The following is a 15,731-nucleotide window of genomic DNA, read 5'->3' on the forward strand; positions in this document are numbered from 1 at the left end:
AAAGCGCATAGTATCAAGGTTCTATAAAGCCTTGATACTATGCGCTTTTGTGCTTTGACAGTTTTTTGTATAGTTTTTGTCCAAGATTTCTAAATCATCTGATTAAATTCCTATTTTCCCCTATCATTGTCCCTGTTTTTTCGAAAATGGAAGGAGTATAATAAATCTATCAATAAAATGATAGGAGGAACTTTATGGGTCATATTTTCTTTTTTCTAAGTGTCTTTTTGGCAGGGATTCTATCCTTCTTTTCTCCTTGTATCTTACCTTTGTTACCGGTCTATACAGGAGTGTTACTAGATGATAAGGATGGTGCTCAGGCTTCTAGCGGCAAATTTTCAATCTCAGTTACTAGTTTATTACGAACTCTGGCCTTTATAGCAGGAATTTCCTTTATATTTATTTTGTTGGGCTATGGAGCTGGTTTTTTAGGCGATTTGCTTTATGCTTCTTGGTTCCAATATCTTACTGGGGCAATTATTATCCTTCTTGGTTTGCACCAAATGGAGATTCTACACTTTAAGGGGCTTTATAAGGAAAAGAGGTTACAACTGCAAGGACAGGAGCAAAATGGTAAGGGCTATAGTCAGGCATTTTTATTGGGCTTGACCTTTAGTTTTGCTTGGACGCCATGTGTGGGTCCGGTTCTTGGGTCTGTTTTGGCTCTGGCGGCTTCAGGTGGTTCAGGAGCTTGGCAGGGAGCTGGTCTCATGTTGGTGTATACACTGGGCTTGGCGCTACCATTCTTGCTTCTAGCTCTGACCTCTAGTTATGTTTTGAAACATTTCCGAAAACTTCATCCCTATCTCGGAATCCTCAAAAAAGTGGGTGGTTTTCTCATTATTGTGATGGGACTCTTGGTTCTGTTTGGAAATGCTTCAATTTTAAGTCAATTATTTGAATAAAATGGAAAGGAATATCAATATGAAAAAATGGCAAACATGTGTTCTTGGAGCAGGTTCGCTCCTTTGTTTGACGGCTTGTTCAGGCAAGTCCATGACTAGTGAACACCAAACGAAAGATGAAATGAAGACGGAGCAGACAGCTAGTAAAACAAGCGCAGCTAAAGGGAAAGAGGTGGCTGATTTTGAATTGATGGGAGTAGATGGCAAGACCTACCGCTTGTCTGATTACAAGGGCAAGAAAGTCTATCTCAAATTCTGGGCTTCTTGGTGTTCCATCTGTCTGGCTAGTCTTCCAGATACGGATGAAATCGCTAAAGATGCTGGTGACGATTATGTGGTCTTGACAGTAGTGTCACCAGGACATAAGGGGGAGCAATCTGAAGCGGACTTTAAGAATTGGTATAAGGGATTGGATTATAAAAATTTCCCAGTCCTAGTTGACCCATCAGGCAAACTTTTGGAAACTTATGGCGTTCGCTCTTACCCAACTCAAGCCTTTATAGATGGTGAAGGAAAATTGGTCAAAACGCAACCAGGTTTCATGGAAAAAGATGCAATTTTACAAACTTTGAAGGAATTAGCCTAGGAGGTGTCCTATGAATGATAAGTTAAAAATCATCATGTTGCTAGGAGTATTTTTCCTAGCCATAACCGGTTTCTATTTTCTATTGATGCGAAATGCAGGGCAGACAGATGCCTCGCAAATTGAGAAAGCGGCAGTCAGCCAAGGAGGAAAAACAGTGAAAAAAACAGAAGTTAGTAAAGATGCAGATTTGCACGAAATTTATCTAGCTGGTGGTTGTTTCTGGGGAGTTGAGGAGTATTTTTCTCGAGTTCCTGGGGTAACAGATTCCGTTTCAGGCTATGCAAATGGTAGAGGAGAAACAACCAAGTACGAATTGATTAACCAAACAGGTCATGCAGAAACCGTCCATGTCACCTATGATGCCAAGCAAATTTCTCTCAAGGAAATCCTGCTTCACTATTTCCGCATTATCAATCCAACCAGCAAAAATAAACAAGGAAATGATGTGGGGACCCAGTACCGTACTGGTGTTTATTACACAGATGACAAGGATTTGGAAGTGATTAACCAAGTCTTTGATGAGGTGGCTAAGAAATACGATCAACCTCTAGCAGTTGAAAAGGAAAACTTGAAGAATTTTGTGGTGGCTGAGGATTACCATCAAGACTATCTCAAGAAAAATCCAAATGGCTACTGCCATATCAATGTTAATCAGGCGGCCTATCCTGTCATTGATGCCAGCAAATATCCAAAACCAAGTGATGAGGAATTGAAAAAGACCCTGTCACCTGAGGAGTATGCAGTTACCCAGGAAAATCAAACAGAACGAGCTTTCTCAAACCGTTACTGGGATAAATTTGAATCCGGTATCTATGTGGATATAGCAACTGGGGAACCTCTCTTTTCATCAAAGGACAAGTTTGAGTCTGGTTGTGGCTGGCCTAGTTTTACCCAACCCATCAGTCCAGATGTTGTCACCTACAAGGAAGATAAGTCCTACAATATGACGCGTATGGAAGTGCGGAGCCGAGTAGGAGATTCTCACCTTGGGCATGTCTTTACGGATGGTCCACAGGACAAGGGCGGCTTACGTTACTGTATCAATAGCCTCTCTATCCGCTTTATTCCCAAAGACCAAATGGAAGAAAAAGGCTACGCTTATTTACTAGATTATGTTGATTAATACTCTTCGAAAATCGCTTTAAACCACGTCAGCGTCGCCTTACCGTGGGTAGGGTTGAGACGGAGCAAAAACTCAATTTGAGGAGAAAATAAAGCAAATTTTCTAACAATAAAACACATAATATCAAGGATTTTTAATACCTGATACTATGCGTTCTCTAATTTAAAAGACTTTTTGCCCAGTCTCTCTATCCACAACCTCAAAGCGGTACTTTGAGCAACCTGTGGCTAGCTTCCTAGTTTACTTTTTGATTTTCATTGAGTATAAGAAGTCTTTCCTAAGCAGTGAGAGGAGAATTTTGCTATACTGATACTAGTAAGTGGTAAAGGAGAGAAGCATGACCTATACAATCTTAATCGTAGAAGATGAATATCTGGTAAGACAGGGCTTGACCAAGTTGGTCAATGTAGCAGCCTACGATATGGAAATCATCGGTCAGGCTGAAAATGGAAGGCAGGCTTGGGAATTGATCCAAAAACAGGTGCCAGATATCATTTTAACCGATATCAACATGCCTCAGCTAAATGGCATCCAGTTGGCCAGTCTGGTTCGGGAAACCTATCCTCAGGTTCATCTAGTTTTTTTGACAGGCTACGATGATTTTGATTATGCCTTGTCTGCTGTCAAACTCGGTGTGGATGACTACCTGCTCAAGCCCTTTTCTCGTCAGGATATTGAGGAAATGTTGGGGAAAATCAAGCAAAAACTAGATAAGGAAGAGAAGGAAGAGCAGTTACAAGATTTATTGGCCGATAAGTTTGAAGGAAACATGGCCCAGAAAATCCAGTCCCATCTGGCTGATAGCCAGTTTAGTTTAAAGTCTTTGGCCAGTGACTTAGGCTTTAGTCCAACTTATCTGAGTTCTTTGATTAAGAAAGAGTTGGGCCTGCCTTTTCAGGATTATCTGGTGAGAGAACGTGTCAAACAAGCCAAGCTCTTGCTTCTGACCACAGATTTAAAGATTTATGAGATAGCCGAAAAGGTTGGTTTTGAAGATATGAACTATTTTACCCAACGTTTTAAGCAGATTGCAGGTGTGACACCTCGTCAGTTTAAGAAGGGAGAAGACCGATGAAGCGTTCTTCTCTTTTAGTTAGAATGGTTATTTCCATCTTTCTGGTCTTTCTCATTCTCCTAGCTCTGGTTGGAACTTTCTACTATCAATCTAGTTCTTCAGCCATTGAGGCCACCATTGAGGGCAACAGCCAAACGACCATCAGCCAGACTAGCCACTTTATTCAGTCTTATATTAAAAAATTAGAAACCACCTCGACCGGTTTGACCCAGCAGACGGATGTCCTAGCCTATGCTGAGAATCCCAGTCAAGATAAGGTCAAGGGAATCCGAGATCTATTTTTGACCATCTTAAAGGCAGACCAGGACTTGAAAGCAGTGGTTTTGGTGACCAAATCTGGTCAGGTCATTTCTACAGATGACAGTGTGCAGATGAAAACTTCATCTGATATGATGGCTGAGGATTGGTACCAAAAGGCCATTCATCAGGGAGCCATGCCTATTTTGACTCCAGCTCGTAAATCAGATAGTCAATGGGTCATTTCTGTCACTCAAGAACTTCTTGATGCAAAGGGAGCTAATCTGGGCGTGCTTCGTTTGGATATTTCTTATGAAACTCTGGAAGCCTATCTTAACCAACTTCAGTTGGGGCAGCAGGGCTTTGCCTTTATCATCAATGAAAATCATGAATTTGTCTACCATCCTCAACACACAGTTTATAGTTCGTCTAGCGAAATGGAGGCCATGAAATCCTACATCGAGACGGGTCAGGGCTATACGCTAGATCACCAATCCTACGTCAGTCAAGAAAAGATTGCAGGAACTGATTGGACGGTGCTTGGCGTGTCTTCGCTGGAGAAGTTAGACCAGGTTCGGAGTCAACTCATGTGGACCTTGCTTGGGGCAAGTGTCACATCTCTTCTTGTCTGTCTCTTCTTGGTTTGGTTAAGTCTCAAACGCTGGATTGCTCCTTTAAGGGACTTGAGAGAAACCATGTTGGAAATTGCTTCTGGTGCTCAAAATCTTCGTGCCAAGGAAGTTGGTGCCTATGAACTGAGAGAAGTAACTCGCCAATTTAATGCCATGTTGGATCAGATTGATCAGTTGATGGTAGCTATTCGTAGCCAGGAAGAAACGACCCGTCAGTACCAACTTCAAGCCCTATCAAGCCAGATTAACCCCCATTTCCTCTATAATACCTTGGATACCATCATCTGGATGGCTGAATTTCAGGATAGTCAGCGAGTGGTTCAGGTGACCAAGTCCTTGGCGACCTATTTCCGCTTGGCACTCAATCAAGGTAAGGACTTGATTTGCCTGTCTGATGAAATCAATCATGTCCGCCAGTATCTCTTTATCCAGAAACAACGCTATGGAGATAAGCTGGAATACGAGATTGCTGAAAATCCTGCCTTTGATAACCTAGTCTTGCCCAAGTTGGTTTTGCAACCTCTGGTGGAAAATGCTCTTTACCATGGCATCAAGGAGAAGGAAGGTCAGGGACATATTAGAGTTTCTGTCCAGAAACAGGATACAGGCTTGGTCATCCGCATTGAGGATGATGGAGTTGGCTTCCAAGATGCTGGTGATAGTAGTCAAAGTCAACTCAAACGTGGGGGAGTTGGTCTTCAAAATGTCGATCAGCGTCTCAAACTTCATTTTGGAGAACATTACCAGATGAAGATTGATTCTGCACCCGACAAAGGAACGACGGTTGAAATATACATAAATAGAATAGAAACTAGTTAACTCCCAGTCAATTCTGGGAGTTTTATGCGTAATTGGGCAAGCTTTCCAGGTCGTCTATCTTGCTAAAAACAAGAAAAAACGGTATGATAGATAGTGACAAAAGAGGTGGCAGAGATGAACGAGACACAGATTCAAAGAGAAACACGTCAGATAGTGAAAGATGTTTTAGAAAAGGCCAATTTGAAACAAGGCTCTATCTTTGTTTTGGGTCTTTCCTCTAGTGAAGTGATAGGTGGTCAGATTGGCAAGGAATCCAGCCAAGAAATTGGCGAAATCATTGTGAAGACCATCCTAGATCTCCTAGAAGAAAAAAGAATTCATCTAGCTGTTCAAGGCTGTGAGCATGTCAATCGGGTTCTCGTCGTTGAACGTCAGGTGGCAGAGCAGTTTGGTCTGGAAATCGTCAGTGTCCTTCCTACTCTCCATGCAGGAGGTTCAGGTCAATTGGCAGCCTTTAAGTTTATGCAAGATCCAGTTGAGGTTGAATTTATCAAGGCTCATGCTGGATTGGATATCGGAGATACTGCAATTGGTATGCATGTCAAGCATGTTCAGGTTCCGATTCGCCCTCTTTTGAGAGAGATTGGTCATGCCCATGTAACGGCGCTGGCTAGTCGTCCAAAATTAATCGGAGGTGCGCGTGCGCACTATCCGCAAGATTCTATCAGAAAGTCGTGAGAATAAATAAAGGAGATGAAAGTGTTTAAAAAAGACCGTTTTTCAATTCGTAAGATTAAGGGAGTTGTAGGTTCTGTATTTCTTGGAAGCCTTTTGATGGCTCCTTCTGTAGTGGACGCAGCCACCTATCACTATGTAGATAAAGAGGTTATTTCACAAGAAGCTAAAGATTTAATTCAGACAGGAAAGCCTGATGGAAATGAACTTGTTTATGGTTTGGTGTATCAAAAAAATCAGCTGCCACAAACAGGGACAGAAGCATCTGTTTTGACAGCTTTTGGTTTGCTGACTGTTGGGAGCTTGCTTTTAATCTACAAGAGAAAGAAAATTGCCAGCGTCTTTCTAGTTGGAGCTATGGGATTGGTAGTCCTTCCTAGTGCAGGAGCTGTAGATCCAGTTGCTACTCTAGCACCGGCTAGTCGAGAGGGTGTTGTTGAAATGGAGGGTTATCGCTATGTTGGTTATCTATCAGGTGACATCCTCAAAACGCTTGGCTTGGACACTGTTTTAGAAGAAGACTCAGCTAAACCTGAAGAGGTAACTGTGGTCGAAGTTGAGAATCCCCAAGTAACAACAAATCAGGAGCAAGATAAGCCAGAAAACCGAGCAGTAGAGACAGAGGAAGCTCCTAAAACAGAAGAAAATCCAAAGGAAGAACAAGAACCAAAATCGGAGGTAAAACCTACTGACGAAACCCTTCCTAAAGTAGAAGAGGGGAAAGAAGATTCAGCAGAACCAGCACCAGTCAAATCGGAAAGTCAACCATCAGACAAACCAGCTGAGGAATCAAAAGTTGCAACTCCAGTAGAACAACCAAAAGTCCCAGAACACCCCGTGCAACCTACACAACCGGAGCAGCCAAGGATACCAAAAGAATCATCACAACCAGAAGATCCTAAAGAGGATAAGGTATCGGAAGAGACACCGAAACAAGAAGATGCACAGTCAGCAGTAGTAGAAACAAAAGATGAGGCTGCTAATCAACCTGTTGAAGAACCAAAAGTTGCAACGCCTGCTGTAGAAAAACAAACGGAACCAACAGAGGAACCAACAGAGGAACCAAAAGTTGAACAAGCAGGTGAACCAGTCGCGCCAAGTGAAGGCGAAAAGGCACCAGTCGCGCCAGAAAAGCAACCAGAAGCTTCTAAAGAAGAGAAGACTGCGGAAGAAATACCGAAACAAGAAGAACAACCAGTAGAAGCTCAAGTTGAACCAGAAAGTCAACCAACAGAAACTTCACCAGCTGCTCAACCAGCAGAACATCAGAATGAAGAAACAAAAGAAGAACAGCCAGCAGTAGAACATAAAACAACTCCTGAAGAAGGTGTGTTAAATGTAATAGAGGTTAAGTCTGAAGTTATAGTAACTAAAGAGCCTGTGCCTTTTAAGACAGTTGAGCAAGATGATGAGAACCTCGCTAAGGGAAAAACAAGGGTTATTCGAGAAGGTGTTGCTGGCGAACGCACTATTTTAACTGAAGTCACTACTACTGATGGTAGACAGTCCAGTAAAGTACTAGAGGATACAATAACAACCAATCCAGTAGATGAAATAAAGGGTGTTGGTACTAAAGAACCAGTTGATAAAAGTGAGTTAAAGAATCAAATTGATAAAGCTAGTTCAGTTTCTCCTACTGATTATTCTACAGCAAGTTACAATGCTCTTGGATCTGTTTTAGAAGCTGCAAAAGGTGTATATGCTTCTGACTCTGTAAAACAACCTGAAGTAGATAGCGAGACAGCTAAACTTAAAGATGCTATCGACGCTCTTACTGTTGATAAAACAGACTTAAACAAAACTATCGAAGATGCGAAATCAAAAACTAAAGAGCACTACAGTGATGCATCTTGGACAAACCTTCAAAATGTATTAGCCGAAGCGAAAAAAGTTACAAGCAAACCAGAAGCAAAACAAAGCGAAGTAAATCACATTGACGAAAAACTTAAAGCCGCTATTGCTGGATTAAATACAGATAAGACTGAACTTGAAAAACAACTTGCTGATGCTCAGTCTAAGACTGCTACTGACTACAGTACTGTATCTTGGAACACTCTAGAAGAATCGAAAAATGCCGCTCAAACTGTAAAAGATAAGGCTACCTCTACTCAAGCTCAAATCGACGAAGCTACTAAAAAACTTAAAGCTGCTATTGACGCTCTAAGCGTTGATAAAACAGACTTAAACAAAACTATCTCTGATGCGAAATCAAAAACTAAAGAACACTACAGCGATGCAACTTGGGCAAATCTTCAAACTGTACTAGCTGAAGCTGAAAAAGTTACAAGCAACCCAGCAACAAAACAAAGCGAAGTAAATCACATTGACGAAAAACTGAAAGCTGCTATCGCTGGTTTAAATACAGATAAGACTGAACTTGAAAAACAACTTGCTGATGTTAAGTCTAAAACTGCAGCGGACTACAGCACTACATCTTGGAATGCTCTAGAAGAATCGAAAAATGTCGCTCAAACTGTAAAAGACAACAATAAGGCTACTCAAGCTCAAATCGACGAAGCTGCTAAAAAACTGAAAGCGGCTATCACTGATTTAACTACAGATAAGACTGAACTTGAAAAACAACTTGCTGATGCTCAGTCTAAGACTGCTACTGACTACAGTACTGTATCTTGGAGCGCTCTAGAAGAGGCAAAAAATGCCGCTCAAGCTGTAGAAGATAACGCTACTGCTACTCAGGCTCAAATCGATGATGCTGCTAAAAAACTGAAATCTGCTATCGATGCTCTTACTGTTGATAAAACAAAATTACAAGAACAAATAAAAGATGCAGAAATTAAACGAGAAGCTGACTATAGCCCTAATACTTGGAATGAATTTAAAAAAGCTGAAATAAAAGCTAAAGAAATCAACAACCAAACTACTCCACTTCCTAAACAAAGTAAAATAGATGCGACTACTCAAGCTCTTCAAGACGCTATTAAAGCTCTTGCTGTAGATAAAACTGCATTACAAACGGCTATTAACACAGCTAACAGCAAACGTAAAGAAGAATACACTACTCAAACATGGAAATTTTTAGAAGACACTCTTACAGCAGCAAAATCTGTAAATACAGATAAAACTGCTACTCAAAGTAAAGTAGATGAAGCTACTAGAAGATTAGAAGAAGCTATCAAAAACTTAGTTCCATTATCTGCAAAACCAGTATTAACATTTGTAAATACTGATAAGAAAGTATTAGATAAAGAAGTAGTTGCTAAGTATTCTCTAGAAAATCCTACTAAAGCTAAAATCAAATCAATCACAGCTACCCTGAAAAAAGATGGACAAGTTGTTAAGACTGTGAATCTAACAGAAAATAATCTAAATGCGTTATTAGACAATGTAGAATACTTCAAAGAGTATACTCTATCTACTACTATGGTTTATGATAGAGGTAATGGTCAAGAAGAAACTGAAACATTAGAAGATCAACCAATTCAATTAGATCTTAAAAAAGTTGAAATTAAAAATATTAAAGAAACAAGTCTAATAAGTGTTGACGATGAAGGTGTTGAAACTGACTCAAGTTTACTTTCAGAAAAACCAACGAATGTTGCTCCACTTTATCTACGAGTTACAACTCACGATAACAAAGTGACAAGACTTTCTGTTGATAAAGTTGAAGAAGTAGTTAAAGATGGAAAAACATTATACAAAGTTACTGCCAAAGCACCAGACTTAGTTCAACGTAATGCTGATAACACACTTAGCGAAGAGTATGTTCATTACTTTGAAAAACAAAAAGCAAAAGAAGGTAATGTTTACTACAACTTCAATGAGCTTGTAAAAGATATGCAAGCTAACCCAACGGGTGAGTTTAAACTTGGGGCAGACTTGAATGCAGCAAATGTAAAAGGGAATGGTAAATCTTACGTAACTTCAACATTCAAAGGTAAATTACTAAGTAATGATGGCGGTAGATTTACAATTCATAACCTTGAACGTCCACTATTTGCTAGAGTTGAAAATGCGCATGTGCATGATATTAATCTTGGTAATGTTAATATTAACTTGTCAGGAGAAAATAAAGTGGCTCCCCTTGGTGAGATGTTCAAAAAATCAACCATTGAAAATATTAAAGTAACCGGTAATGTAGTAGGAAACAATGACGTTACAGGTATGGTTAACAAACTGGATGAAGCAGATATGCGTAATGTTGCCTTCGTTGGAAATATTACAAGTGTCGGCAATAAAGGCTGGTGGTCTGGTGGACTTGTCAGTGAAAGCTGGAGAAGTAATACGGATAGCGTTTATTTCGATGGAAATATTGTCGCTAATAATTCTAAGGTTGGTGGACTTGTCGCTAAGGTTAACCATGGTGGAAATCCATATGACTTCAAGCAACGTGGTCGATTGAAGAATTCATTTATTAAAGGTACGATGACTCTTAAAAACCATGGTCAAAGTGGTGGTTTGATTCATGAAAACTATGACTGGGGTTGGGTAGAAAATAACGTAAGTATGATGAAAGTAACCAATGGTGAAATCATGTACGGAGCAAGCTCAGTAGATACAGGGGATTCATACTTTGGATTTGATAACTTCAAGAATAACTTCTATGTAAAAGATGTTGCAACAGGTTTATCTTCATATAATAAATCTAAGCAAATTAAAGGTATTTCAGAAACAGATGCTCTAGCAAAATTTGCTAATATGGGTATTACTGCTCATGAGTATACGATTAATGATCCTGTAACAAATAAATTGAACCAGGTGAAACCAAAAGCTGATACTTACAAAGATACTCAAGATTATGATGCATCTCGTGAACTTGCCTACCGTAATATCGAAAAACTTCAACCGTTCTACAATAAAGAGTGGATCGTTAACCAAGGTAATAAGATTCCAACGGGATCAAACCTATTAACTAAAGAAGTATTATCTGTTACAGGTATGAAAGACGGTCGATTTGTAACTGATTTATCTGATGTTGATAAGATTATGATTCACTACGCGGATAGTACAAAAGAAGAAATGGGCGTTACATCTAAGGATTCTAAAGTAGCACAAGTTCGTGAATATAGTATTTCTGGATTAGATGATATTGTCTACACACCAAATATGGTTGATAAAGATAGAACTCAGTTAATTAGTGATATTAAAGCTAAATTGTCATCATTTGATCTAATTTCTCCTGAAGTAAGAGATATTATGGATAAACGTAATAGAGCTGAGGAAAACAGTGAGAATCATAAGAATAATTACATTAAAAATCTGTTCCTTGAAGAAAGTTTTGAAGAGGTTCGAGGAAATCTTGATAAACTTGTTAAAGCTTTAGTGGAAAATGAAGATCATCAGTTAAATAGAGACGATGCTGCTATGAAAGCTCTTCTTAAAAAAGTAGAAGATAATAAAGCTAAGATTATGATGGGTCTTACTTATCTAAATCGCTACTATGGATTCAAATATGATGAAAAGTCTATGAAGGATATTATGATGTTCAAACCGGACTTCTATGGTAAGAATGTTAGTGTCTTGGACTTCTTGATTAGAGTTGGTTCAAGAGAACACAATATTAAAGGTAACAGAACGTTAGAAGCTTATCGTGAAGTAATTGGTGGAACGATTGGTATCGGTGAGTTAAACGGTTTCTTAAACTATAATATGCGTTTATTCACAGAAGAAACTGACATCAATACTTGGTATAAAAAAGCTGTATCGAATACCAACTATATTGTTGAAAAACAATCTTCAAATCCATTATTTGCTGGCAAAAAATATCGTTTGTATGAAAACATTAATAATGGTGAGCATAGTAAATACATCTTACCATTATTGACCACGAAGAAAGCTCATATGTTCTTGATTTCTACGTATAACACATTAGCGTTTAGTTCGTTTGAGAAATATAATAAGAACACAGAAGCAGAACGTGAAGAGTTCAAAAAACAAATTGATTTACGTGCGCAAGAGCAAATCAATTACTTAGACTTCTGGTCTAGACTTGCTGCTGACAATGTACGTGATAGATTGCTCAAATCTGAAAATATGGTTCCATCAGCAATCTGGGATAGTCAAGATGTTTGGGGATATGGTTGGTCAGATCGCATGGGTCACCATAAAAATGGTGATTATGCACCAGTTCGTGAGTTCTATGGACCTACAGGTAAATGGCATGGAAATAATGGTACGGGGGCATACGCATATATCTTTGATAATCCACAAAATTCAGAAGCGGTATACTATATCTTATCGAGCATGATTACAGATTTCGGTACATCTGCGTTTACGCATGAAACGACACACATTAATGACCGTATGGCATATTTAGGTGGATGGCGACACCGTGAAGGTACTGACGTAGAAGCGTTTGCTCAAGGTATGTTGCAATCACCGGCTGTGACAAGTTCAAATGGGGATTATGGTGCATTAGGTCTTAATATGGCTTATGAACGACCAAATGACGGTAAACAATGGTACAATTACAATCCTAGATTGTTAGACAGTCGTGAGAAGATTGACCATTACATGAAGAACTACAATGAAGCGCTTATGATGCTTGACCATTTAGAGGCTGATGCTGTTATCGCTAAAAACCAAGGAACTAACGACAAGTGGTTCAAGAAGATGGACAAAAAATGGCGTGAAAAAGCTGACCGAAATGGATTAGTTGGGCAACCACACCAATGGGACTTGCTTCGTAACTTGAATGACGAAGAGAATAAGAAGAAATTGACAAGTATTGATGACCTTGTAGATGGTAATTATGTAACGAAACATAATATGCCTGATAACAAATACTATCGCGCCGAAGGTTTTGATACGGCATATCAAACAGTAAGTATGATGGCTGGTATTTACGGTGGTAATACAAGTCAAAGTGCTGTTGGTTCTATCTCCTTCAAGCACAACACATTCCGTATGTGGGGTTATTTCGGGTACTTAAATGGTTTCCTAGGTTATGCTTCGAATAAATATAAACAAGAATCTCAAAAAGCGGGACATAAAGGTCTAGGTGATGACTTCATTATCGATAAAGTTTCTGGTGGTAAATTCAAATCACTTGAAGCTTGGAAGAAAGAATGGTATAAAGAAGTATACGATAAAGCTCAGAACGGTTTTGTTGAAATCGAAATCGATGGTGAGAAAATTTCGACTTACGCTAGACTTAAAGAATTATTCAACGAAGCTGTTGAAAAAGATTTGCAAGGGAATAAATTCGACAATACTGTTAGACTTAAAGAAAAAGTTTATAAACAACTTCTTCAAAAATCAGACGGATTCTCAGGAAAACTTTTTAAAGCATAGATTGTATTAAATAGATGAGTAAAAAGGTAGATCAGCTTTTGTCTGTATCTGCCTTTTTATGCTATACTTGAAATATGCATAGAAAAACAGTGATTGATTTTAGGGCTTTAGGGGAGAGATATACCTTTATCCAGCCTATTAAAGAGTTGAAAACGAGAAATGTAGAAGAAGTGGCAGACTTGCTGGCACAAGTGGAAAGCTACCAAGAGCAAGGTTATTATGTGGTGGGGTATGTCAGCTACGAGGCTGCACCTGCTTTTGAGGAAAAATTAGCAGTTCACAAGGATCCCCTACTGGGAGAGTACCTGCTTTACTTTACTGTTCATGATAGCGTAGAAACTTCCCCTATTCCTCTGACTTATGAGGATATTGATTTGCCCTCAAATTGGCAGGAAGTGACGTCTGCAGCAGACTATGAAAAGGCCATTGCCCAGATACACCATCACTTGAGGCAGGGAGACACCTATCAGGTCAACTACACCGTCCAACTCAAGCAAAAGTTAAGTGCCAATCCTTTTGCCATCTACAATCGTATGGTGGTAGAGCAGGAGGCGGGCTACAATGCCTATGTGGAACATGACGAGATGGCAGTGATTTCCATGAGCCCAGAGCTCTTTTTTGAGCAAAATGACCGCGAATTGACAACACGACCAATGAAGGGGACGACTCAGCGTGGCATGACTGACAAAGAAGACTTGGAGCAGGCCAGTTGGTTGGAACAGGATCCTAAAAATCGCTCTGAAAATATGATGATTGTGGACCTCTTGCGCAATGATATGAACCGTATTTCTGAAGTGGGGAGCGAGCACGTGGAGCGTCTGTGTCAGGTAGAGCAGTATTCAACGGTTTGGCAGATGACTTCGACCATCAAGAGTCAGTTGCGAGAGGATGTGGACCTTGTTGAAATCTTCCGCTCACTCTTTCCTTGTGGTTCCATAACGGGTGCACCGAAAATTGCGACAATGGAGATTATCAAGGACTTGGAGCCTCAACCGCGTGGAGTTTACTGCGGAACGATTGGTCTCTTGCTTCCAAATGGACGACGGATTTTCAATGTTGCCATTCGGACCATTCAACTGCATCAAGGGAAAGCCATCTATGGAGTTGGCGGAGGTATTACATGGGATAGCACCTGGGAATCTGAATACCGCGAGGTTCATCAAAAGGCAGCAGTTCTCTACCGTAAACAAGCTCGTTTTCAGCTGATTACGACTGGGAAAATCAGCCAGAAGAACCTGCTGTTTGAAGCACAACATCTGGAAAGGCTGAGAAAAGCTAGTCGCTATTTTGCTTCTCCTTTTGATGCAGAAGACTTGAAACAAAAGATAAAGGAAGAGTGTCAGGATTGTGATGTTAATCAAGATTACCGCTTGCGAATTAGCATTAGCAAGTCTGGAGAGATAGAAGTCAATCGTCAAGTATTAACACCTCTCAGTCGAACCTTCTGCTATGCCCAACTCTGTCTTCAGGAAGCCAATTTGCAACAAGCATTTACCTACTTCAAAACAAGCCACCGACCTCACTTGGGCCTAAGGAAGCAGGAAATTATTTACCATAATGCAGCTGGAGAGCTATTGGAAACCTCAATCGGAAATTTGGTTCTGAAAATTTCTGGGAGACTCTACACACCGCCTATCGAACTTGGAATCTTGCCAGGAATTTACCGTCAGCATTTGCTAGAAACAGGACAGCTAGAAGAGAAAGTCTTGACCTTGGCAGATTTAGCCCAAGCAGAAGCTATTTACGGCTGTAATGCAGTGAGAGGCTTGTATGAACTAAGCCTTGAGGAGAACTAGATGAAACTGATATTTTTGCACGGGTTAGGGCAGTCAGCAGAGTCTTGGAAAGAAGTTCGGAATCTACTGACAGATTATCCTTCTGAGGCTATTGAGTTATTTCCTTCAGGAGTTAGCAACTATCAACAAGCTAAAGAGCGAGTTTATCAACACCTAGCTCAAGAGATAGAACCTTTTGTTTTGATTGGATTGTCCTTAGGTGCTGCCCTGGCATTAGAACTATCTTGTTACGATTTACCAAATCTTCGAGCTTTGATTCTGTCAGGATGCCCGCTTAAATTGTCCGGTAATATCCTATTTTATCTTCAGTTGCTGATTTTTAAACTACTTCCCAAAAGAGTATTTGAAAAACAGGGAGCAGACAAGACTTTTATAATAGGTATTTCCAAAGAATTGAAGACACTTGATTTAACGGATATAGCAGGGAATTGCCCCTATCCAACCTTACTAATTTGTGGCAGCAAAGATAAACCGAATCTTAGTTCTATGAGAAGTCTTCATAAACTAATATCAGAATCCCAATTTCAGATTATCCCAGATGGCCCTCATGTCTTGAATAAGGAAAAACCAAAGGAGTTTGTAGAAAAGACCAGAAGTTTCCTTGAATTGCTGAAATAAGTTTGATAAAATAA

At 39.8% G+C, this 15,731-nt stretch carries 9 protein-coding genes; all 9 read left to right on the forward strand.

Going from position 1 to position 15,731, the window contains the following annotated elements:
- Positions 1 to 194: 194 nt before the first annotated feature.
- The 9 genes from ccdA2 to HT699_RS03645 all read left to right on the forward strand — a co-directional run bounded on the left by ccdA2 (position 195) and on the right by HT699_RS03645 (position 15,717).
- The gene (ccdA2, locus tag HT699_RS03605) at positions 195 to 905 is read left to right on the forward strand and encodes a thiol-disulfide oxidoreductase-associated membrane protein CcdA2 (protein WP_172934102.1); all 711 of its coding nucleotides are present in this window, start codon (positions 195 to 197) and stop codon (positions 903 to 905) included.
- A gap of 19 nt (positions 906 to 924) precedes the next feature.
- Entirely contained in the window at positions 925 to 1,491 is a 567-nt protein-coding gene (locus tag HT699_RS03610; protein WP_172926209.1) for a redoxin family protein, read from the forward strand.
- A 10-nt stretch (positions 1,492 to 1,501) separates the two neighbouring features.
- A complete protein-coding gene (gene msrB / locus HT699_RS03615; RefSeq protein WP_138701778.1) occupies positions 1,502 to 2,614 on the forward strand; it encodes a peptide-methionine (R)-S-oxide reductase MsrB in 1,113 nt (370 codons plus the stop codon).
- A gap of 337 nt (positions 2,615 to 2,951) precedes the next feature.
- Complete coding sequence (locus HT699_RS03620) at positions 2,952 to 3,689, forward strand: response regulator transcription factor (RefSeq protein WP_138701170.1); 738 nt, start codon at positions 2,952 to 2,954, stop codon at positions 3,687 to 3,689.
- Positions 3,686 to 5,377 (forward strand): sensor histidine kinase, encoded by a 1,692-nt coding sequence (locus tag HT699_RS03625; RefSeq protein ID WP_054392958.1) that lies wholly within the window; start codon positions 3,686 to 3,688, stop codon positions 5,375 to 5,377. The genes HT699_RS03620 and HT699_RS03625 overlap by 4 nt, the downstream gene beginning before the upstream one ends.
- Positions 5,378 to 5,491: 114 nt before the next feature.
- Positions 5,492 to 6,055: a TIGR01440 family protein gene (locus HT699_RS03630; protein ID WP_031222745.1), complete on the forward strand. Its 564-nt coding sequence runs from the start codon at positions 5,492 to 5,494 to the stop codon at positions 6,053 to 6,055.
- A 21-nt stretch (positions 6,056 to 6,076) separates the two neighbouring features.
- Positions 6,077 to 13,303, forward strand: coding sequence for a ZmpA/ZmpB/ZmpC family metallo-endopeptidase (locus tag HT699_RS03635; protein ID WP_172934103.1), 7,227 nt, complete (start codon positions 6,077 to 6,079; stop codon positions 13,301 to 13,303).
- A 74-nt stretch (positions 13,304 to 13,377) separates the two neighbouring features.
- Positions 13,378 to 15,099, forward strand: a complete 1,722-nt coding sequence (gene pabB / locus HT699_RS03640; RefSeq protein WP_172934104.1) for an aminodeoxychorismate synthase component I — start codon at positions 13,378 to 13,380, stop codon at positions 15,097 to 15,099.
- Complete coding sequence (locus tag HT699_RS03645) at positions 15,100 to 15,717, forward strand: alpha/beta hydrolase (RefSeq protein ID WP_138706984.1); 618 nt, start codon at positions 15,100 to 15,102, stop codon at positions 15,715 to 15,717.
- Positions 15,718 to 15,731 lie beyond the last annotated feature (14 nt).

Origin of the sequence: Streptococcus sp. 1055 (assembly GCF_013276815.1) — a bacterium.
GTDB lineage: Bacteria > Bacillota > Bacilli > Lactobacillales > Streptococcaceae > Streptococcus > Streptococcus pseudopneumoniae.